20 protein-coding genes and 1 riboswitch are annotated in these 20,394 nt (G+C 67.0%); of the genes, 10 read left to right on the top strand and 10 right to left on the bottom strand.

Annotated elements, in window-relative coordinates:
- Positions 1 to 89: 89 nt before the first annotated feature.
- Positions 90 to 2,048: an amylo-alpha-1,6-glucosidase gene (locus BLW40_RS05720; RefSeq protein WP_074766457.1), complete on the bottom strand. Its 1,959-nt coding sequence runs from the start codon at positions 2,046 to 2,048 to the stop codon at positions 90 to 92.
- A 201-nt stretch (positions 2,049 to 2,249) separates the two neighbouring features.
- Here BLW40_RS05720 and BLW40_RS05715 point away from each other — a divergent pair, with 201 nt between their 5' ends.
- Entirely contained in the window at positions 2,250 to 2,981 is a 732-nt protein-coding gene (locus tag BLW40_RS05715) for a response regulator transcription factor (protein ID WP_074766454.1), read from the top strand.
- 5 nt (positions 2,982 to 2,986) lie between these two features.
- On the top strand, positions 2,987 to 4,303 hold the full coding sequence (locus tag BLW40_RS05710; protein WP_083386672.1) for an ATP-binding response regulator: 1,317 nt from the start codon (positions 2,987 to 2,989) through the stop codon (positions 4,301 to 4,303).
- Here BLW40_RS05710 and BLW40_RS05705 read toward each other — a convergent pair.
- Entirely contained in the window at positions 4,293 to 4,478 is a 186-nt protein-coding gene (locus BLW40_RS05705) for a DUF1192 domain-containing protein (RefSeq protein ID WP_074766451.1), read from the bottom strand. The two genes, BLW40_RS05710 and BLW40_RS05705, sit on opposite strands and share 11 nt — an antisense overlap.
- A gap of 77 nt (positions 4,479 to 4,555) precedes the next feature.
- Here BLW40_RS05705 and BLW40_RS05700 point away from each other — a divergent pair, with 77 nt between their 5' ends.
- Together BLW40_RS05700 and BLW40_RS05695 are read left to right on the top strand one after the other, a co-directional pair.
- Complete coding sequence (locus tag BLW40_RS05700; RefSeq protein WP_074766448.1) at positions 4,556 to 5,548, top strand: NAD(P)H-quinone oxidoreductase; 993 nt, start codon at positions 4,556 to 4,558, stop codon at positions 5,546 to 5,548.
- 205 nt (positions 5,549 to 5,753) lie between these two features.
- Positions 5,754 to 6,335, top strand: coding sequence for a DUF1013 domain-containing protein (locus tag BLW40_RS05695; protein WP_074766446.1), 582 nt, complete (start codon positions 5,754 to 5,756; stop codon positions 6,333 to 6,335).
- Between the two features lie 64 nt (positions 6,336 to 6,399).
- On the opposite strand, the gene BLW40_RS05690 is transcribed toward BLW40_RS05695, so the two are convergent.
- The 4 genes from BLW40_RS05690 to BLW40_RS05675 all read right to left on the bottom strand — a co-directional run bounded on the left by BLW40_RS05690 (position 6,400) and on the right by BLW40_RS05675 (position 11,764).
- Positions 6,400 to 7,305 (bottom strand): diguanylate cyclase, encoded by a 906-nt coding sequence (locus tag BLW40_RS05690; RefSeq protein ID WP_074766445.1) that lies wholly within the window; start codon positions 7,303 to 7,305, stop codon positions 6,400 to 6,402.
- Positions 7,306 to 7,366: 61 nt separating this feature from the next.
- Positions 7,367 to 8,332 (bottom strand): lysylphosphatidylglycerol synthase domain-containing protein, encoded by a 966-nt coding sequence (locus BLW40_RS05685; RefSeq protein WP_074766443.1) that lies wholly within the window; start codon positions 8,330 to 8,332, stop codon positions 7,367 to 7,369.
- Positions 8,329 to 9,192: a hopanoid biosynthesis-associated protein HpnK gene (hpnK, locus tag BLW40_RS05680; RefSeq protein ID WP_074766440.1), complete on the bottom strand. Its 864-nt coding sequence runs from the start codon at positions 9,190 to 9,192 to the stop codon at positions 8,329 to 8,331. Before hpnK ends, BLW40_RS05685 begins: the two co-directional genes overlap by 4 nt.
- The gene (locus BLW40_RS05675; protein ID WP_074766438.1) at positions 9,185 to 11,764 is read right to left on the bottom strand and encodes an MMPL family transporter; all 2,580 of its coding nucleotides are present in this window, start codon (positions 11,762 to 11,764) and stop codon (positions 9,185 to 9,187) included. Before BLW40_RS05675 ends, hpnK begins: the two co-directional genes overlap by 8 nt.
- Positions 11,765 to 11,923: 159 nt before the next feature.
- Positions 11,924 to 12,058, top strand: a riboswitch (cobalamin riboswitch).
- Between the two features lie 109 nt (positions 12,059 to 12,167).
- On the opposite strand from BLW40_RS05675, the gene cbpA reads away from it, so the two are divergent.
- The 5 genes from cbpA to BLW40_RS05650 all read left to right on the top strand — a co-directional run bounded on the left by cbpA (position 12,168) and on the right by BLW40_RS05650 (position 15,906).
- Positions 12,168 to 12,287, top strand: a complete 120-nt coding sequence (cbpA, locus tag BLW40_RS05670; RefSeq protein WP_002727267.1) for a modified peptide precursor CbpA — start codon at positions 12,168 to 12,170, stop codon at positions 12,285 to 12,287.
- Positions 12,284 to 13,681 carry a peptide-modifying radical SAM enzyme CbpB gene (gene cbpB / locus BLW40_RS05665; RefSeq protein ID WP_083386643.1) on the top strand — a complete coding sequence of 466 codons (1,398 nt, stop codon included), beginning with the start codon at positions 12,284 to 12,286 and terminating at the stop codon, positions 13,679 to 13,681. Before cbpA ends, cbpB begins: the two co-directional genes overlap by 4 nt.
- Before the next feature lie 147 nt (positions 13,682 to 13,828).
- Entirely contained in the window at positions 13,829 to 14,812 is a 984-nt protein-coding gene (locus BLW40_RS05660) for a Ppx/GppA phosphatase family protein (protein ID WP_074766434.1), read from the top strand.
- Positions 14,812 to 15,558, top strand: coding sequence for an RlmE family RNA methyltransferase (locus BLW40_RS05655; protein ID WP_074766432.1), 747 nt, complete (start codon positions 14,812 to 14,814; stop codon positions 15,556 to 15,558). The genes BLW40_RS05660 and BLW40_RS05655 overlap by 1 nt, the downstream gene beginning before the upstream one ends.
- A gap of 159 nt (positions 15,559 to 15,717) precedes the next feature.
- Complete coding sequence (locus BLW40_RS05650) at positions 15,718 to 15,906, top strand: hypothetical protein (RefSeq protein ID WP_139305509.1); 189 nt, start codon at positions 15,718 to 15,720, stop codon at positions 15,904 to 15,906.
- Between the two features lie 276 nt (positions 15,907 to 16,182).
- On the opposite strand, the gene BLW40_RS05645 is transcribed toward BLW40_RS05650, so the two are convergent.
- On the bottom strand, positions 16,183 to 16,587 hold the full coding sequence (locus tag BLW40_RS05645; RefSeq protein ID WP_074766428.1) for a CBS domain-containing protein: 405 nt from the start codon (positions 16,585 to 16,587) through the stop codon (positions 16,183 to 16,185).
- A gap of 159 nt (positions 16,588 to 16,746) precedes the next feature.
- On the opposite strand from BLW40_RS05645, the gene BLW40_RS05640 reads away from it, so the two are divergent.
- Positions 16,747 to 16,974 carry a sulfurtransferase TusA family protein gene (locus tag BLW40_RS05640; protein WP_074766426.1) on the top strand — a complete coding sequence of 76 codons (228 nt, stop codon included), beginning with the start codon at positions 16,747 to 16,749 and terminating at the stop codon, positions 16,972 to 16,974.
- A 9-nt stretch (positions 16,975 to 16,983) separates the two neighbouring features.
- Here BLW40_RS05640 and BLW40_RS05635 read toward each other — a convergent pair whose 3' ends face one another.
- From BLW40_RS05635 to BLW40_RS05625, 3 genes are read right to left on the bottom strand one after another with little or no spacing between them, the layout of a single operon-like run.
- A complete protein-coding gene (locus BLW40_RS05635; protein ID WP_074766424.1) occupies positions 16,984 to 17,655 on the bottom strand; it encodes an N-acetylmuramoyl-L-alanine amidase in 672 nt (223 codons plus the stop codon).
- Positions 17,652 to 18,533, bottom strand: a complete 882-nt coding sequence (locus BLW40_RS05630) for a DMT family transporter (RefSeq protein ID WP_083386642.1) — start codon at positions 18,531 to 18,533, stop codon at positions 17,652 to 17,654. The genes BLW40_RS05635 and BLW40_RS05630 overlap by 4 nt, the downstream gene beginning before the upstream one ends.
- Complete coding sequence (locus BLW40_RS05625) at positions 18,530 to 20,347, bottom strand: ABC-F family ATP-binding cassette domain-containing protein (protein WP_074766423.1); 1,818 nt, start codon at positions 20,345 to 20,347, stop codon at positions 18,530 to 18,532. Before BLW40_RS05625 ends, BLW40_RS05630 begins: the two co-directional genes overlap by 4 nt.
- Positions 20,348 to 20,394: the final 47 nt, after the last annotated feature.

Here is a 20,394-nt window from a genome sequence, read left to right as displayed (position 1 = left end):
GCCACACGGACCCGCCCCCGCCGCCCATGCCCATTGGACTATACCATAGGTTATGAGAGCCCGTCACCGAGATCAAGGCCGCATCGCACTTAAGGAGCGCTGTTGGCCCAGGCGCGCAGAGTCTCCGCAACGCTCCAGGCCTGGGCGGTACAGCCGCGCGGCCGGTGCGGCGAATCGCCGTCGAACACTTCGGCGATGGTGCCGACACAAAAATCATCCAGATGACCGGCCAGACCGGACAGCACCCGCCGCGCCCCGGCGCGGTCGCCGGGATGGACTTTCAGCCAGGCATCGACGAACGGGCCGATCAACCACGCCCACACCGTGCCGCGATGATAGGCAAAATCGCGGGCGTGAAGGTCTCCGGCATAAGACGGGCGGTAATCCGGGGCGGCGGGATCGAGCGAGCGCAGCCCGAACGGAGTCAGCAAGCGGCGTTCGACCACGTCGAGCACTGCGGCCCAATGCGCGGGCTCCAGCACCGGATGGGGCAGCGACAGCGCCAGAAGCTGGTTGCAGCGGCAGGCCGGATCGTCGCCCGCCTCGCCATCGATCAGATCGAACAGAAAGCCGGTGTGGGGATTCCAGAAACGGCGGTTGAAGGACTCGCGCAGCCGCGCCGCCTCGACTTGCGCCTGGGCGGCTCCGTCCCCGTCACCGACCGTGTCAAGCCACCCCGCCATCACCGTCAGCGCGTTGTACCACAGCGCGTTGATCTCGACCGCCTTGCCCCTACGCGGCGTCGCCGAATCCATCCAGGTCAGCATGTAGCCTTCGGCACCTTGGCGCAGCAAGCCGTCGGCGGGATCAACGCCGATGCCGAACCGGGTTCCGGCGCGGTGAGCATCGAGACTCCGGCGCACCACCGGCAGGATCAGGTCCAGCGTCTCGTCGTCGCCGGTCGCGACCAGATAGCGGTCGAGGGCATGAAAGAACCACAAACTGGCATCGGCGGCGTGATAGACCCCCTCGGTGCCGCCATCGGGGATGTTGTTGGGAATCAGCCCGTCGCGCTCGTAGGCGGCAAAGGTCAGCAGGATGCGCCGCGCCTCGTCGGGGCGGCCGGTCACCAGGGTCAGCCCTTCCAGCGCGATCATCGTGTCGCGGCCCCAATCGTTGAACCAGGGATACCCGGCGATGACGCTACGGACCTCGTTGCCCTGGGCCAGCGAGCGGGCGGCAAGGTCAAAGCGGCCGCGCGGCTCGAACAGAAACGCATCGGCGGCCACCACCAATTGCCGCCCGACCGGATCGCGAACGGCGGGGACGGCATGGGCGATCAGCCGGTCACGCCGCCCCGTCTCTGCCGCCCACGCCGCGTCGGCATTCTGGGCCAGCGCCGCCCCCCACGGTTCGGCCGAGGCGATCAGCTCCGCCCCCTCCGCCCCCAGTCGCAGCGCGAAGCGCCCCGGACTCCAGACCGGCCCGTGCGCGGTGTAATCGCGCTCGGCCTCGATCGGATAGAACGCGCTCTCGGTCCGCTCGTCGCCCAGGATCAGCGAGCACGCCGCCGCTCGCACCGCCAGACGCAGCGGCGGGAACGTCCCCTGGGTCACCTCGATCCGGCCGCCCTGCTGCCAGGACAGCACCGACGGGTATAAGGGCTGGTCGGCGGGACCGTCATTGCCGCGAAAATGCATCCAGGGCCGGATATCGAGGCCGATGTCCGCCCCGCCTGCAAGCAGACGATGGGACAGCAACGTCGTGTTCTGCCGCCACGGCATCACCACCCGGCGTTCCAGTTCGAGTCCATCGCGGGCAAAGCGCCACACCGGCAGCCCCCGCTCCAACCGCACCTCGACCAGGGCATCGAACAGGGCGAAGGGCGGCGCGCCATCGGCGGGGATCACGGTTTCCTCGACCCGGTCGAGCAGGATCGTCCGCCCCGAGACCGGCAAGGCCGCAACGAGAAGCCCGTCGTGGCGGCGAGAGACGGTACCGTCAAGCCGCCCCGACGCGTACCCGGCCAATCCGTTGGCGATCATCCATTCGCGCTCGCCCAGTCGATCGGGGGCAGAGACGGACAGGCAAAGGTCAAGGCGGTCCATCGGCGGCCTCCGAAGCTGATTGGCCGAAATCAGCGTGACTCCACCGCCGCCATCTGTCCAGGGGCAGCGCAGAGGGGCCTATGCTTTCGGCGCAATACGACTTTCCCGATAGCCACTCGTCACATACCGATTTTGATTGCTATGATGTGACGAAATAAGGCTGGCCTCGGGACAACGCCAAAAAACGGGAAGCGAAACCTCATGGCCCGCATCGCGATCGTGGAAGACGAATCTCACCTTCTGGGGGATTTGGTCGAATATCTCAGCGCCTGCGGTCACGACGTCGAAGGCTGTGCCGACGGCGTCGCGCTCGACTCTGTGCTGGAACGGGGTCCGGTCGATATCCTGATCCTCGACATCAACCTGCCGGGCGAAGGCGGGTTTTCGATTGCCGGACGATTGCGGGCCAAGTCCGACGTCGGCATCATCATGCTGACGGCGCGCGGGTTGAACGTCGATCGGGTGGTCGGGCTGGAGATCGGGGCCGACGTCTATCTGGTCAAGCCGATCGAATTGCGCGAATTGGAGGCGCAGGTCCGCAGCCTCGCCCGCCGCCTGAAGCTGACCACGCAGACCGAGCGGAGCAAGTCCAGCCCCGCCCCCGCCTCCTTCCCCGCCGCCGCCAACGCGATCGACTGGACCTTCGACCAATTGTCCTGGACCCTGATCTCGCCCGAGGGACGGGCGGTGAAGCTGACCGGCAACGAACGGGTGTTCATCTCGCTGCTGGTGTCGCGGCCCGGCGAGCCGGTGTCGCGCGACGAAATCTTCCGCGCGCTGGGCAAACGTGGCTGGGATCCGGCCGACCGCTCGGTCGATTCGATGGTCCGCCGCCTGCGCGCCAAGGGGGCCGAGGCGGTCGGCCTGCCGCTGCCGATCGAATCCGTTCACGGCATCGGCTATGCCTTCGCCGCCGCAATCGTCCCCGCCTGATGCCGATGGAAATCCCGCCCCGCCGCCTTCGCCTCAAATCCCGCGCCGCCGTCTCCGCTGTTTCCGAGCCGTGGACGATCCTGGTCGTCGATGACGATTCCCAGGTGTTGGAGATGACCCAGATCATCCTGCGCGACATGGAATTCGAGGGACGGCGCTTCCGTTGCGTTGCCGCCGCCTCGGCCGCCGAAGCGGCGGCCCAGCTCGACCAATCGCCCGATATTCCGGTCATGCTGCTCGACGTGGTGATGGAGACGCCCGACGCCGGTCTGCGCCTGGTCCGCCGCATCCGCGACGAGATGAAAAACGGCCAGATCCGGATCATCCTGCGCACCGGCCAGCCCGGCGACGCCCCCGAGCGCGACGTCGTCGTCGGCTATGACATCAACGATTACAAAAGCAAGACCGAGCTGACCGCGCAGAAGCTCTATACCGCCCTGGTCGGCGCGTTGCGGGCGTGGCGCGACATCGCCACCATCGCCCGGCTCAACACCGAATTGTCCTCGCTCAATGCCAGTCTGGAACAGCGGGTGGTCGAGCGGACCCGGCAGCTTGAGGACATGGTCGAGGCGCTGGGCCGCTCGAAGCAGCGGGCCGAAACCGCGCTGGCCCGCGAAAGCGAAGCCAAGCGCCAGTTGCGCCAGTTCCTGTCGATGGTCTCGCACGAGTTCCGCACCCCGCTGGCGATCATCGATTCCGCCGCCCAGATGCTGGAGATGCGGGCGGCCAAGGCCGATCCCGGCAGCCTGCCCCGGCTGGCGACGATCCGGGGCGGGGTCCAGCGCCTGCTCGGCCTGATCGACACCTGCCTCGCCGACGAACAGCTCGACAGCGGCACGATGGTGATCCACGAGCAATCGTTCGACCCGATGGCGCTGATCGAGGTCACCCTGACCCAGCACCGCATCGCCGCCCCCTCCCACCGCTTCCGCACCGAGGGCGAGTCGAATCTGTCGGTCTGGGGCGATCCCGGCCTGATCGCCCTGGCACTCAACAATCTGATCGGCAACGCGGTCAAATATTCACCCGAAGGGACCGACATCCTCGTCTCGGCCCACCAGCACGACGCGGGCGAGATCGTTATCGCCGTCGCCGATCACGGCATCGGCATCCCCGAGGACGATTTGTCGGGCATCTTCGAACGCTTTCACCGCGCGTCGAATGCCCGCGGCGTCTCTGGTTCGGGGATCGGGCTGCACATGGTCCGTCAGATCGTCGAGATGCATGGCGGCACCGTCAGCGTCGATAGCCGTCAGGGCGAAGGCTCGTGCTTCACCGTCCGACTGCGCCCGCCCCCGGACGATCCCCAGATTATTTTCTGAACAAAGCCTCGGCCCCGGCGCGGACCTTTTCCTTGGCGGCGATCGCCTGCCGGGCACGCAGGATTTCGGCCTCAAGCCGGGCGATATAGGCGGTCAGTTCCTCGACCGACAGCGGGTCAAGCGGCCTTGGCGCGGTCGGGGCGGGAGCGCGGGGGTCAAGCTCGTCTTGGTCCATCCGCCGCTCATCCTCTCTTGCCATGCTGGCCTGACCATACCAGATTGGTCGCCGCCACAACAGCAAAGGGACCGACGATGACCCCCGACACCATGGCCTGTATCGAGATCGCCCGCCCCGGAGCCCCCGAGGTGTTGACGCTGGCCACCCGGCCGACGCCGATCCCCGGACCGGGCGAAGTGGTGATCCGGGTCGCCGCCGCCGGGATCAACCGCCCCGACGTCCTCCAGCGCCAGGGCGTTTATCCGCCCCCGCCCGGCGCGTCGGACCTGCCCGGCCTCGAAGTCGCGGGCACCGTCGCCGCTTTGGGCGACGGCGTCACCGAGCCTGCGATCGGCAGCGCGGTCTGCGCCCTGGTCCCCGGCGGCGGCTATGCCGAATATTGCGCCGTCGATGCCCGGCTGTGCCTGAGACTGCCCGAGGGCTTTGACTTCATCCGCGCGAGCGCCCTGCCCGAAACGCTGTTCACCGTCTGGCACAATGTGTTCGAGCGCGGCCGCCTCGTCGCCGGCGAGAGCCTGCTGGTCCATGGCGGCGCCGGCGGGATCGGCACCACCGCGATTCAGTTGGCCAAGGCGCTGGGCGCCACCGTGTTCGCCACCGCGGGCGGCCCGGACAAGGCCCGTGCCTGCGCCGAATTGGGAGCCGACCGCGCCATCGACTACCAAACCGAGGATTTCGTCGAGGTGATCAAGAGTTCGACCGGCGGACGCGGCGTCGATGTGATTCTCGACATGGTCGGCGGCAGCTATGTCGCCCGCAACATCAAGGCGCTGGCACCGGACGGGCGGCTGGTGTCGATCGCCTTCCTGCAAGGCTCGACCGTCGAGGTCAATTTGATGCCGGTGATGTTGAAGCGTCTGACCCTGACCGGATCGACGCTCCGGCCGCAATCGAACGACCGCAAGGCGGCGATGGCCGAGGCGTTGCGCCGGACGGTGTGGCCGCTGCTCGACCAGGGCCGGATCGCGCCGCCGATCCACGCCACCTTCCCTTTGGCCGACGCCGCCGGGGCGCATCGGCTGATGGAGGCCAACACACATATCGGAAAGATCGTGTTGACGGTTTGACCCGGGCTGAGAACACCCATATAAGAGGATGTGATTTCCACGGATCGTCGCCGGTCGGTATTGCGGGTGTACCCGCGCGGCCGGAATTTGAACGATCCATGCGGGAACGATCCGTTTTGCCCAACGGGGCGAAGGGATGCCTTCCCGCCGAAGCTGGCTGTGAAACAGCCGGTCGAACGGGACCAGTCGACATTCAGGAGGATTCATGGCCCTGCCGCTGATGCCCAAGGCGACCGCCGTATGGCTCGTCGAGAACACCGCCCTCACCTTCGAGCAGATCGCCGATTTCTGCGGCCTTCATCCGCTTGAGGTCCAGGCCATCGCCGATGGCGAGGTTGCTGCCGGCATCGTCGGTCTCGATCCCGTCGCCAACGGTCAGGTCACCCGCAGCGAAATCGAACGCTGCGAAATCAACCCCGACGGCCGCCTCAAGCTGACCGTCACCGACATTCCGCAGCCGCGTTCGAAGCCGAAGGGAGCCCGCTATACCCCGGTGTCGAAGCGCCAGGATCGCCCCGACGCGATCGCCTGGATCATCAAGCATCACCCGGAATTGTCCGACGCGACGATCTCGAAGCTGATCGGCACCACCAAGCAGACGATTCTGGCGGTTCGCGACAAGACCCACTGGAACGCCACCAACATCAAGCCGCGCAATCCGGTGACGCTTGGCATGTGCACCGAAAACGACCTGGAAAAGGCGGTGGCCCTGTCCGGCCGAGCCCGCCCGGTTGCACCCGCCGCCGAGCCCGCCCCGAACCGCAGCGTCGGCTACGACGAGGTCTGATCTTTCCCCCGCCCCGTTCTCCGTTGGAGAGGGGGCGGGTCTCTCCCCGACCGAGACCGACGGATCAGCCCTCGGTTTCCGGAATGTGGATCACCACCCGATTGCGCCCGGCCAGCTTGCCCTTATAAAGGGCGATATCGGCGTATTCGAACGATTCCTCGACCGAGACATCGCCCGACAACGGGGCCAGCCCGAACGTCACCGTGACCGGGATCGGCGTCCCGTGGGAATCGGCGATCTGAAGCGCTGCGATCGCCACACGCATCCGGTCCAGCACCAGCGCCCCCGCCTCCAATGTCGCGGCAGGCAGGCAGACGAGGAATTCCTCGCCGCCATAACGATAAAGAATGTCGTAGGGACGCACCGCGTTGCGCAGGCACTCCGCGACCTCGCGCAGCACCCGGTCACCGGTGGCGTGACCAAAGGTGTCGTTGATCCGCTTGAACAGGTCGATATCGGCCAGACCGATACAACAGGGCTGGCCCAACCGGATCACCCGGTCGCGCTCGCCGATCAATTGCGTCATCATCGTCTGGCGATTGCCGAGACCGGTCAGCGGATCGACCGTGGCCAGCGTGCGCCAGACGTCGCGCTCCAGCGTCTGGGCGGCGGTGCCAAACGCCAGCACCAGCGCCATCATCGCCTCGTAATCCGAGGTGGTGACGGTCTGACCCGACTCGGCGCGGGCGGTGATCCGGTCGGCGCGGTCGTGTATTTCGCGGTGCAGCCCCCCCAGGGCGACAAAGCCGGGAAAGCCGCCCAGAATCGCATCACCCGCTTGGTCGAACCACGCCTCGAACGGACAGATCGGCAGGGGAGCGCGGGAACCGGATTCCCAGTTGAGCACTTCGCTGTACCAGCCGCGCAGCCAATCCATATGGCCGCTCAGCGCATGCTGGTATTCCGCCAATCCGGCAAAATAATCCTCGGTTTGCACCACCGGCCCGGAATCGCGTTGCCCCTCCGACATGCCCCCTGCCCCCATTCCCGCCGCGGTGGAGGAGACAGTGAAGCATGTCGGCAGGCACTTGTCACCGCCGACGGGCGGTCGCCCCCTCGATGAAATGCCACGCCAGCAGCGCCGACAGCCCCAAGATCAGCTCGCGGCCTCGCTTCAACAGCGACAGAGCCAGCGCGACCTCGGTCGGCAGGCCCAGCATCGCCCCGAACAGCATATAGCCGCCTTCCTGGATGCCGATCGCGCCGGGAATGACAAAGGCAACGCTGCGGATCGCAAAAATGATGCTTTCCATCGCCAGGACCTGGGCGAAATCGAGCGGATAGCCCAGAAGATACAGCGCCACCCAGGCTTCGGCGGCTCCGGCGATCCAGGCGACCAGATGCCACGCCACCGACCGCACCATCCGCGACCGCCGCCGGTAGATGTCGTTGATCGAGGCGACGATCCCCTGTTCGACGTCGGGGGCGTCCCAGCTTTTCGGCATCAGCCGCGACGGCAGGGATTCGAGGAAATGCATGAACCACGAGCGCTGAACGATCACGAAGGCGATCAGCACCGGCACCGACACCGCCAAAGCGATCACGCCCCAGCGGGTCACCTCGGATTCAGGGTACAGCCACGCCCACATTCCGACGCCGATCAGGCTGAACAGGAACTGGGCCATCGCCTCGGCGGTGATGTCGGCGACCACCGTCGCCCCCGCCACCGCCGGGCGGATGCCAAAGCGGGTCAGGTGGCGGATACCGGCCACTTCGCCCGAAAGCGGCAAAAAGCCCGCCAACTCGCCGACGCCGTCGCGAATCCATCGCCCCATCACGAACACCCAGGCCGGGCGCACCGGTTCCTGCGGCTGCAACGTCGCCCAACTGAGCCCGCACAACGCCATCGGCAGCAGGTGATAGGCGGTCAGGATCGCCACCCCGCTCCATCCGGCGCGGTCAAGCGCGCCACCGACATCGCCAAATCCGTCCCGCAGCCACCAGGCAATCCCCAGAACGACGGCAATGAGGCACAGCCGCAGAATCCCTGCGTTCATGCCTGTTCCGCCGCCTGGGAGAAATTGACCAGCTGAATGCCGCGATCCTTGACCCGGGTCACGTTGGCCGGTTCGACCAGGGCACGGTATTCCTCGGCGACATGGTAATGCGGCGGCATCGGCCGCACCTCCCAATGACGGGTGGCGGGATGGCTGTAGATCTCCGACAGACCGTCGGGCAGGTGGTCGAGAAACGACGCCACCTTGGCGTAATCCATCGCGCCGCTGTCATTGACCCCGAACGAACGGTCGTTGACGGTCAGACCGGCGGCGCGGGCCTTGGCCCGCATCCGGGCGCAGCGCCGCCAGTGGAACAGGCCGTTCCACAGCCGCACCCCCAGCCGGTCGCCCCGCGCCGCGAACGAGCGCAGCGGCGGCTCCCACGGCACCCGGATCCCGGTCGCGCCATATTCGACCGCAAGTTCGAGTACCAGATCGAACACGGTCGGATGCTGGTGGTAATGGTGATGGAAATCGACATGAGCCAGCGGCAGGCCGGTCGCGGCGTACAATTCGAACTGCGCCCGCATCTCGGCGCGAACCTGATCCTGAACGGAGCGGTCGAGATAGATCCGCGCCCCCAGCCGAACCAGATCGCGACCAAAGCGGCCGTCGGGACCGATCAGGGCCGACACCTGGGCGGGCGGCAGCGCCGGAATGCCATCGACCAGGGTGACGTGCAGCCCCACGCCCAGTTCGGGCAAGCGACGCGCCCGTGCCACCGCGTCATCGACGGCGGCCTCGGTCATCATCAGGCTGGCCGAGGTCAGGATGCCGTTGACGTGCGCGTCTTCGACCGCTTCGTTGACCGGAACCGACCGGCCGAAATCATCGGCGGTCACGATCAGCCTTTTAGTCATGGTTGGGTCTTCCCAGAAGGTGAAACAGAGCCGGCAGCACCACGAAGGTCGCCGCCACCGACAAACCAAGCGAAACGAACAGCAGCAACCCCATCGACGCGGTGCCAAGATGCGGCGACACCGCCAGACTGCCGAACGCGGAGCCGGTGGTCAGGGCGCTGAACAGAACCGCCCGCGTCGTCGGGTGCTGGAGCGGGGTGGTCACGCCGTTGCGCCAATTGACCACGAAGTAGATGTTAAAGGCGACTCCGATCCCCAGCAACAGGGGCAAGGCGATGATGTTGGCGAAATTGATCGCCAGACCGCCAGCCCAGGCGGCGATCACCGTCGCCAGCGCCCCCAGCAGCAGCGGAGCCAGCACCAGGGCGCTGTCGAGCACCCGGCGCAGCATCAGCCCCAGCATCAACCCGATTGCCAGCAGCGCCCCGATCGCGGCCAGGGCAAAGGCGTGGACCACCACCCGGCCGGACATCTCCATCGAGATCGGCGCCCCGGCGGCATCGGGCGTGACCGCGGCGACGGCATCGACAAAGCGGGCGCGGGCGCGGGCATCCTCCATATTCTCGCGCGGCAGCACCTTGACGCGGACACGGCCATCGGCGGCGATCCAGTCGCGCAACAGGGCGGCAGGCAGGGTCTCGACCGTCAGCGGAGCGGTGAAATCGAGGCTTTGGCGCAGGCTCGAAATCAGTCCGGACAGCCCCGAGGCCAGCGCGGTTTCCAACTGGCCGACCCGGTCCGGCCCGGCGGCGGCGATGGCGCGAAGATGGCTGGCCAGCAGCCGCGACGGCTCGTGCCCGGGCAATTCGGCTTCCAGCCGCCCGGCCAGTCCGGTCAGGGCGGCGGCGGTCTGTTCGGGCGAAGGCGGCGGCAGCGGGGCGGCGACGTTCAGGGTCGGCCCCAGCACCTGGGCCAGATCGGCGACGATCGGCAGGGTCTCGTCGAGATCGTCGGGAATGAAGCTGTCGATCGTCATCGTCCGCCGCACGCCGGGCAGGGCATCCAGCCGCTTGGCCAGCTCGCGGGCCTCGGCCCGCGACGGAGCCAGCGCCTCGACCGCATAGACCCCGGCCTCGGGATCGCGCGCCATTTCGTGAAAGGTCGAAACCGCTTCGGCCTTGGGGTCTTGCAGATGGAGCGGATCGAAATCGAGCGGCAGGAACGGCAACAGGGCCAGACCGGCCAGGGCGACCAGCCCCGCCCCCCACACCACCGGGCGGGCATGGCGGGCCAGGAAGCGGTCGGGACCGGCCAGACGCAGCCCCACCGGTTCGGGCTCGGGCGGCGGCTTCAACAGCGCCAGCAGCGCGGGCAGCACGGTGAAATCGACGACCAGCGCGATCACCATCCCGCCGCCCGCGATCAGCCCCAATTGCGACACCCCGGTATAAGCGGTGGGCAGGAACGACAGGAAGCCGACCGCCGTGGCCAAGGCCGCCAGCGACAGCGGCCCGGCCATCGCCCCGGCCGAAGCCAGCGCCGCCGGAGCCGAGTCGCCCAACCGATGGCGCTCGTTGCGATAGGAGGTGACGAACTGGATCGCGAAATCGACGGCGATGCCGACGAACATCACCGCGAAGGCAACCGAGATCGGGTTAAGACTGCCGACGGTCAGCGCGGCAAAGGCGGCGGTGGCGACCAGCCCGATCACCAGACTGATCATGATCGCGACGACGACGCGGAGCGAGCGGACCGCCAGGAACAGCAGGCCCAGCACCGCCAGCAGCGAGAGCGGCGCGGTGATCTCGACTCCCTCGGTGACGGTGGCGAAATTGGCATCGGACAGCGCGACCGAACCGGTCAGCCGGACCCGGTAGCCATGCTCGGGCACCAGCCCCAGCGACGAGGCGGCGGCACGGATGGCGCGGTCGGCCTCGGCCCCGGCTTCCAGTTCGCCATGATCGACCCGCGCCTGGGCCAGCAGGAAGCGGCGGGGCGTATCGCGCATCGGCCCGGCGGCAACCATCCCCTGCCAGTCGGCCGCTTCGGCCGAGCGGCCCTCGGCCAGGGCGGCGGCGACATGGTCGATGCGGGCGACCAGCGGCTCGATATCGGCGGCTCCGGCCTGACCGTGGGAGATGCCATCGACGATCATCCCCACCGCCGACAACAGGCCGCGCAGCGACGGATCGTGCGCCACCGTCCCCAGCAGCGGCTGGGCCGCGACCAGCCGGTCGGACAGGGTGGTCAAATCGGCGGGCGACAGGAACAACAGGCCGTGGCGGCGGAAATACAGTTCCTCGCTGGGGCGTTCGACCGAGCGGATCGGCCCGCCGACGGCGGCCAGGGCGGCACGCAGCCGCTCGACCCCCTCTTCGGCCAGTTCGGGGCTGGGGGCGTCGAGCACGACGACCAGCCGGTCAAGCGTATGGGGAAAGGCCGCATCAATCGCCTGCTCGGCGTGGCGGAAGGGAAGGTCCGAGGAAATCAGCTTGGATTCGTCGGTGTCGAGCGACAGATGGGTGGCGGCGTAAAGCCCCAATCCCACCGTCGCGACCAGAGCAATCCCCACCACCGCGATGGCGTGACGCCAGCACCAATCGACGATGAAGACCGCGAAACGCCGGGCCATAATGAGTTCCTGTCAGGTCGAGGGATGAAAGAAAGCGGGACTGTGCCTCGGAACCCCGGTCCAGGGCAAGGGGCGAGGTGGCCCCTTGCCCCTTGCCCGCAAAGCCGATGCTTGACGGACCTCCCCGCCTTGGCGTAAAGCGGCTCTGTCCAGCATCCCGGAATACGGTGCAAATCCGTAGCGGTCCCGCCGCTGTAATCGGGGACACGGACCACTGGGGCGGAAAACGCCCGGCCACTGGCGGCCAACCGCCGGGAAGGTGTGGTCGCGTGGTCGATCCGAGAGCCAGAAGACCTGTTGGGCCTCATCCGAGTCTCGGGGCGGAATCCGATGGAAAAGGGTTTCGGCAAAGGCACCATCGTGCCCGCGCCGCCGCCCCGGCAACCGTGGAGTCCGAACGACCATGAGCAGAACCGAAACCAAAACCACCCGTCCGGCGGTGATCGCCAGCCGCAAGAGCTGCGACGCCGAAGGCACCGGCCTGTCCCATTACGTGCTGATGGACAAGCAGGTGAAGCGTTGAGCTTGCTCGCTGACGCGAAGGGAGCGGCCCCCGTCGGGGGCCGTCTTCCCGATGGGCTGGAATGGTTCGACATCGGCCATTCCGACTACACCGCCTTGATCGACGCCGACACCGCCTTCTGGTCGCTGGTGCGGACCGACGAAGCCGCCCGCGTCATCGAGGACGGCGCGCTGGTGCGGCAGTGGCAGGACAAGCGGGCCTCGTTCGCCGAGGAAATGGAGTTGCTGCGCTTCAATCTGAAGCCGTCGGCGGTCTATTTCAATCCGACCGAACGCTGCAACCTCGATTGCGCCTATTGCTACATTCCGCGCGACATGCGCAAGAACGGCGAGCATATGAGCCGCGAGACGCTGCTGGACGCGATGGAGCGGCTGCACGCTTATTTCTCGTCGATCATGCCGCCCGACCGCAAGCCGCAGATCATCTTCCACGGCGCCGAGCCGATGCTGAACCGCGACGCGATGTTCGAGGCGATTGCCCAATACGGCGACCGTTTCCGCTTTGGGGTGCAGACCAACGCCACCTTGCTCGACGAAGAGGCGATCGCCTTCCTGACCGGCCATGGCTGCGGCATCGGCCTGTCGCTCGACGCCCCGGTCGAAGCGGTGGCCGACCGCTCGCGCAAGCGCTGGAACGGCGACAGCGTGTTCGCCTCGACCCTGACCGCGATCGACCGGCTGAAGGGCTATGCCGGGTTCAACGTCATCTGCACGATGAACCGCGAGAATATCGACCAGCTGGTGCCGATGGTCGAATTCCTCCACGAACGCGAAGTCCCGGCCTGCATGCTGAACTTCGTCCGCTGTACCCAGCCGGGCGGCCGTGAGTCCTGGGTCGAGGACGCGGTGGTTTCCAAGGCTTACCTCGCCGCGCTCGACCGCACCCACGAATTGTTCCGCGCGACCGGGCGCAAGCTGGTGGTGGCGAACTTCGCCAACATCCTGATCTCGATCCTGGCGCCGACGGCGCGGCGTCTGATGTGCGACATCTCGCCCTGCGGCGGCGGGCGCAGCTTCTTCGCCCTGGCCCCCGACGGCACGTTGTACCCGTGCAGCGAGTTCATCGGCCTGCCCGATTTCGCCGGTGGCAACCTGTTCATCGACAAGATCGAGGACGTGCTGGAAACCCCGCCATTCAAGCTGGTCACCGGCCGCAAGGTCGAGGACATCGCCGAATGCGCGGTCTGCCCGGTGCGTCACTTCTGCGGTTCGCCCTGTCCGGCCGAAGCGTTCGAGGCCAATGGCGGCATGGACAAGATCGGCGCCTATTGCGACGCCTATCTCGACCAGGCCAAGTACGCCTTCCGCCTGATCGCCGACGGAATCGAGGCCGATTATCTGTGGGATGGCTGGGACGACGGCACCGAAACCACCTTCGGCTTCGGCGGCTGTTAAAGCGGCCCGTCTCGCCGAACTGAGAGAAAACCCGCGCAATCCGAGCGTTCGGTTGCGCGGGGCTTTCTTTTGCCGCGCCTTCCGGGCTAACATTGCTGCCCCTTAATTCCCGTCCCGCCGCGTTGGCCGGACCAGTTCCCAGGCACCATGCCCAGCGACGCCGTCTACGCCGCCCTTGATCTCGGCACCAATAACTGCCGCATGCTCGTTGCCCGTCCCACCGGGCACGGCTTCAGGGTGATCGACGCCTTCTCGCGCGTGACCCGTCTGGGCGAAGGGCTGGGCCGCACCGGCCGCCTGTCCGAGGCGGCGATGGCCCGCACCCTCGACGCGCTCGACGCCTGCGCCGACAAGATGCGGCGCAACCGCGCCGGCCGCGCCCGGCTGGTCGCCACCGAGGCCTGCCGCCGCGCCGTCAACGGAGCCGAATTCACCGCCCGGATCGCCGAACGCACCGGCCTTGCCCCCGATATCATTTCGGCGCAGGAAGAGGCCGGGCTGGCGCTGGCGGGTTGCGCGTCGCTGCTCGACCCCCAGGTGCCGTGGGCGCTGGTGTTCGATATCGGCGGCGGTTCGACCGAACTGGTCTGGGTGCGGACGGATTCCGACGGCCAATCGGTCAAGGGCGTCCGCTCGGTCCCGACCGGGGTGGTGACCCTGGCCGAACAGAGCGGGGCCGAGATGTCCACCGCCGCCGGGTACGAAGCGGTGGTGGCCCGGCTAGCCGAATCCTTCGCGCCCTTCGAGCACGAACACGGCATCGCCACCCGGATGATCCACGAGCCAGCCCAGATGCTGGGCACGTCGGGCACCGTAACGACGCTGGGGGCGCTCCATCTCGGGCTGGAGCGCTATGACCGCGCCCAGATCGACGGATTGAATCTGAATTTCGCCGATATCGCCGCCGTATCCCGGATGCTGGCGGAGATGAGTTCGGACGATCGCGCCGCCCACCCCTGCATCGGGCCGGAACGGGCCGATCTGGTGGTCGCGGGTTGCGCCATCCTTGACGCCGTCTGTCGGCTGTGGCCGCTGGGACGGTTGAAGGTGGCCGATCGCGGCGTCCGTGAAGGCGTATTGCTCGGCATGATGCGCGAAGATGCGCATGGAAGCCAAAGAAAGAGGACGTAATGGCCGGCACCAAAGGCAAAAGCAAAAGCGGCGGCAGCGGCAAGAGCACCGGGGCCGGACCCGGCGGCGGTTCGCGCCAGATGACCGTGACGGTCAAGACGGCGAAGCGGCGCAAGCTGTCCTCGACCTTGTGGCTGCAACGCCAGCTCAACGACCCCTATGTCTACGAAGCGAAGCGGCTGGGCTATCGTTCGCGCGCCGCCTTCAAGATCATTCAGCTCGACGACCGCTTTCACCTGCTCCGCCCCGGTCTGCGCGTCGTCGATCTCGGCGCCGCTCCTGGCGGCTGGACCCAGGTCGCTGTCCAGCGGGTCAAGGCCGGTCAGCCCAAGGGCGGCACCGTCGTCGGGATGGATATCCTGGAATGGGATCCGATCGCCGGGGCGACCGTGCTTCAGGGCGACTTTCTCGCCGACGACGCCCCCGACCGGCTGAAAGACGCGCTGGGCGGCCCCGCCGACGTGGTGTTGTCGGACATGGCGGCCCCGACCACCGGCCATCCCTCGACCGACCATCTTCGCATCATCGCCTTGGTCGAGGTCGCGCTGCATTTCGCGATGGAGGTTCTCTCTCCGGGCGGTGCCTTTGTCGCCAAGGTCTTCCAGGGCGGCACCGAGAGAACGCTGCTCGACCAGTTGAAAAAGAACTTCACCACCGTCCGCCATGCCAAGCCCTCGGCCAGCCGGGCCGGTTCGGCCGAAACCTATGTTGTCGCTACCGGTTTTCGCGGCCGGACCGAGGAATAACCCCGAACAGAAGGGGATTATTCTCGGGATTCCGTACTTTTAGTGGGGTTGTTATTCGACGAAACTGTCCGTATCATGGCACCCATGTCAGTATTGGATCTGCCATCAACGTGCCAGCAGAAGTTCGCGGCAACCACCAACTGCCTTAAGTGCGGCGTCGTGGTTGATGCCTTGGTCATCCTCGGCGACATCGCCTACTGTCCGATCGACCGGACCTGCGACCACAGCACCGAATGTGCCCGCGAAGCCGCACATTGCGCCGAGGGGCTGCCGCCCGGCAACCGGCTGAAATCCCGTTTGCTCGGCCGTCTCGATTCCCTGCCGATCCCGATGCCGCCGGATCGCTGACCCGCCCTAGTCTCCCGTGAAAAAGTCCCTCGCTGTCGCGAGGTGTACTTTTTCCCGTTAGATTAAAAGGAGAAAAATGGGCTAGGGGCGGCCCAGCGCCCATTTTTCGTGTTGTCTGTTTCACCAGCCTCCGAAGCCGTGGGCGTCGCCCATCGGCCTCGGAGGGAACCAAATCCATCCCCGCGCGGAAAGCTTGATTGAGCACGGGGATTCTTTTTGAACCGGGGAAAAGTACACTGAGGCCAAAGGCCGAAGGACTTTTTCACGACCGACGCCCTACCCTTCCAAGGCTGCCTCGCGCGCCCAGGCGACATCGCCCAGCGTGACGATTCCGATCACCGCACCGTCGCTGCCAATGACGGGAAGATGGCGGATTCGCTTGGTGCTCATCAGCTCCAGCACGTCGTCCAGCGAATCCGTCTCGCGGGCGACGAACACGTCCGCCGTCATCAACCCGCGCACCCGCGCCGTCCCCAGCGCCGCCGCCGAGCGGGCCAGAGCGCGGACGATATCGCGTTCGGACAAAATACCGACCAGCCGCCCCGCTTCGATCACCGGCACCGCGCCGATCCGATGGCGGGCCAGCAATTGAGCGGCCTCGATCACCAAGGCGTCGGGCGCGATGGTGACGACCTCCGTCCCCCCCATGGTTTTCGCATCAAGCACGGCACGGACGGTCATCAAGGCTCCTCCTCGGGCAGACCGGCATCCCAGCCCGGTTCCGCCGCGCTGTCAAGCCCAGCCCCGGTCTGTCCTTCGTATTGTCCTTTGGACACCAAGCCCGTAGACTAAGTCGCCTTATGACCGCAGCGATCGCGGCAAAGCGAGGGAGTGTCGAGAATGACCGATACCGTGCTGGACGTGCGCGGCCTGTCCTGCCCGCTGCCGGTGCTGCGCGCCAAGAAGAAACTCGACACGCTTCCCCCCGGCGCGACCCTCACCGTCATCGCCACCGATCCCGGCACCGTTCGCGATTTCGAGTCGCTGTGCCGCCAGACCGGCCACCTCCTGCTCGACTCCCGTGAAGAGGGCGAAACCTTTACCTTCCGCCTGCAAAGGGCGGGGTAATCCCGCCTCTTACCGCATCACCCGCAGCAGCGCCCGCAGCCGTCCGCAGGTTTCGGGATCGGCTTCGCCGGTCAGCGACCAGGGGCGGAAGTGGCGCTGGAACGCGACCAGGGCAGCGGTGGGATCGGCGACGTCGTAACCGTAATGGGCCAGTCCGGCCAGAATCACCGGCACAGGCGGCGGCTCGACCGGCTCGCCGCACGGCCATAAACCGATCCCGTGGATTTCAGCCAGACTCTGCCAGGGAAACAGTTCGCCGGGATCTTCCTTGCGGGTCGGCGCGATGTCGGCATGGGCAACGACATTGCGGGGCGGGATCGGGTGGCGGACCAGGATGCCACGCGTCAACTCGATCAGCGCGTCGATCTGGGGATAGGGAAACGGACGATAGCCGAATTCGTGGCCGGGATTGACCAGTTCGATTCCGATCGAGCGGGAATTGATGTCGGTCTCGCCCCGCCACGATCCGGCCCCGGCGTGCCAGGCGCGGCGGGATTCGTCAACCAGGGCGAAGACGCGTCCGTCTTCCTCGATCACGTAATGGGCGCTGACCTTGGTGGCGGGATCGCACAGCCGCTCCAGCGCGCCGGGACCGTCCAGCATCCCGGTATAATGCAGCACCAGCATATCGACGATGGCGCTGCGGCGCGGTTCGTGATTGGGCGAGGGTCGTAAAATCATGACTCGGCCCCTGTTTTGCGTTTTCCCGACCACATCTGCACCGCCGCGACCCCGCCGACGGTCAGCAGCCCGCCCACCAGCTTTTGCCACGTCAGCGGCTCGCCCAGCAGCAGCACGCCGCCGGTAATGCCGACCGCCGGTCCGAGCAGGGTGAACGGCACGATCCGGTTCAGGGAATGGCGGCGCACCAGCCAATACCACAAGGTATAGGCGACCAGCGAGGCACCGATCACGGTATAGGCCAATCCGGCCCAGCCGACGAGGCCGGTCGCCGCGATTGCCTCGGCTTGTCCCTGTTCGAACAAAGCCGAACAGACGAACAGAACCGGAGCCGCGAACAGAGCGACCCAGCCATTGATCGTCAGCGGATCAATCAGGCCGACCCGTTTAATCATCACATTGGAAACTGCCCAGCACAGGGTGCTGACCGCCATCACCGCCAGCGGCCACAGCCCGGTGGCGTGGGGTTCCCCGGCCAGCAGGAGGATTCCGGCAAAGGCCAGCCCGACCCCCAGGGTGCGCGCCCAGCCCAGCGCCTCGCGATAGACCAGCCAGGCCAGCAACGCGCTGAACGGAATCGTCATCTGGACGGCGACGGCGGCGGTGGCGGCGTCCATCCCGCTGATGGCCAGGAACATCAGACCGAAATGGCCGACGCCCAGCACCATCGCGAGGGCAAGCAGACCCGGCACCTGGGCACGGCGCGGCCGGAAGAACGGGGCCAGCAGCAAGGCGACGATGGAAAAGCGAATCCCCATCAGCAGAAAGGGCGGCAGGGTCTCGACCGCCACCTTGACCGCGATCACATTACCGCCCCACAATATCGCCACCGCGAGGGCACCCGCCCAATCCGCCGGAGACATCCGCGGCGCGGTCACTTCGCCGAGGCCTCCTCGCGTTTTGCTTCCAACTCCAGCCAACGATCCTCGGCCGTGGCCAACTCGGCACGGGCAGCCTCGGCCCGGGCCACCGCCGCGTTGAAGCGGGCGGCATCGCGGGCGTACAGACCGGGATCGGAGACTTCGGATTCCAGCCGAGCGATCTCGATCTCCAGATCGGCGATCTTGCCGGGCAGACGCTCCAACTCGCGGGTCTCGTTGTACGACATCCGGGTCCGGGGCGGGGCGGGCTTGGCCGGAGCCGGAGCGGCGGCGGCCTTCGCCGCCTTGGCGAGAGCTTCGGGCCGAGGCGGACGCTGGCGCAGATAATCGGTGAAGCCGCCATCATATTCGGTGACGTCGCCTTGGCCCTCGACGGCAATCACGCTGGTCACCAGCCGGTCGAGGAAGTCGCGGTCGTGGCTGACCAGCAGCAGGGTGCCGTCATACTCGGCTAAGACCTCTTCGAGCAGATCGAGGGTGTCGATGTCGAGATCGTTGGTCGGTTCGTCGAGGATCAGCAGGTTCGAGGGCTTGGCCAGCAGCTTGGCCAGCAGCAGCCGGTTGCGCTCGCCGCCCGACAGCGCCCGGACCGGGGTGCGGGCCTGGGCCTCGGTGAACAGGAAGTCCTTCATATAGCCGACGACGTGGCGGGGCTGACCGCGCACCCACACTTCGTCGCCGCGCCCGTCGGTCAGGGTGTCCCAGACACTGCGCTCGGGATCGAGGATGGTGCGGTGCTGGTCAAAGGCGGCGATTTCGAGATTGGTGCCCAGCCGCACCGTGCCGGCATCGGGAGCCAATTGTCCGGTCAGCATCTTGAGCAGGGTACTCTTGCCCGCGCCGTTGGGGCCGATCAGCCCGACCCGGTCGCCGCGCAGGATGCGGGTGGCGAAATTCTCGCAGATCACCCGCTCGCCAAAGCGCTTGGTCAGCCCCTCGGCCTCGATCACCAGCCGTCCCGAGACCTCGCCGGATTCGGCGGCCAATTGGGCCTGACGCCCGGCGGCAAGAAAGGCCGATGTCCGCTCGCTCCGCTCGGCCCGCAGGGCATGAACCGCGCGCAGACGGCCCATATTGCGCTTGCGCCGGGCGGTGACGCCGCGCGCCATCCAGTGCAATTCCTGACGCAGGCGGTTGTCCATCCGCGCCAACGAGGCTTCCTCGGCGGCCAGCACCTCTTCCTGCCAGTCGGTGAAGCGGGCAAAGCCGACCTCGGCCCGGCGCACCACGCCGCGTTCCAGCCACAGAGTCTGCTTCGATACGGTTTCGAGGAAGCGGCGGTCGTGGCTGATCGCCACCATCGCCCCGCCATAGGCCGCCAGCCATTGCTCCAACCAGAGAATGGTCGGCAGATCGAGATGGTTGGTCGGCTCGTCGAGCAGCAGCACGTCGGGCTCGGACACCAGGGCGCGGGCCAGCGCGGCACGGCGGGCCTCGCCGCCGGACAGGATGGCCGACTCACGCCCGCCGCCGATTTGCAGCGCGTCCAGCACGGTCTCGACCCGGAACATCTGGTCGCGCTCGTCGGCGGGCAGCCCGGCGGCGACATAGGCGGCGACGGTGGCTTCTCCGATCACCGGGTCTTGCGGCAGCACCGCGATCCGGGTTCCCGGCTGGACGAAGCGTTCGCCCGAATCCGGCAAAATCTCGCCGGCCAGCACTTTGAGCAGGGTGGATTTGCCCGAGCCATTGCGACCGACCAGACAGGTCTTGTCGCCACGGCCGATCCAGGCGGTGACTCCTTCGAACAGCGGTTTGCCGCCGAAGGTCAGGCGCACGTCGCGCAAGCTGAGAAGAGGGGGTGGTGCCATAAGCGATGGCTAACACCCCGGGCGGCGCGAAGTCAAACCCGGCCCGA

Source organism: Magnetospirillum fulvum, assembly GCF_900108475.1.
Classification (GTDB): domain Bacteria; phylum Pseudomonadota; class Alphaproteobacteria; order Rhodospirillales; family Magnetospirillaceae; genus Phaeospirillum; species Phaeospirillum fulvum_A.
Note: the sequence above shows the minus strand (reverse complement) of the source record. Positions and strands in the feature narration are given on the sequence as shown.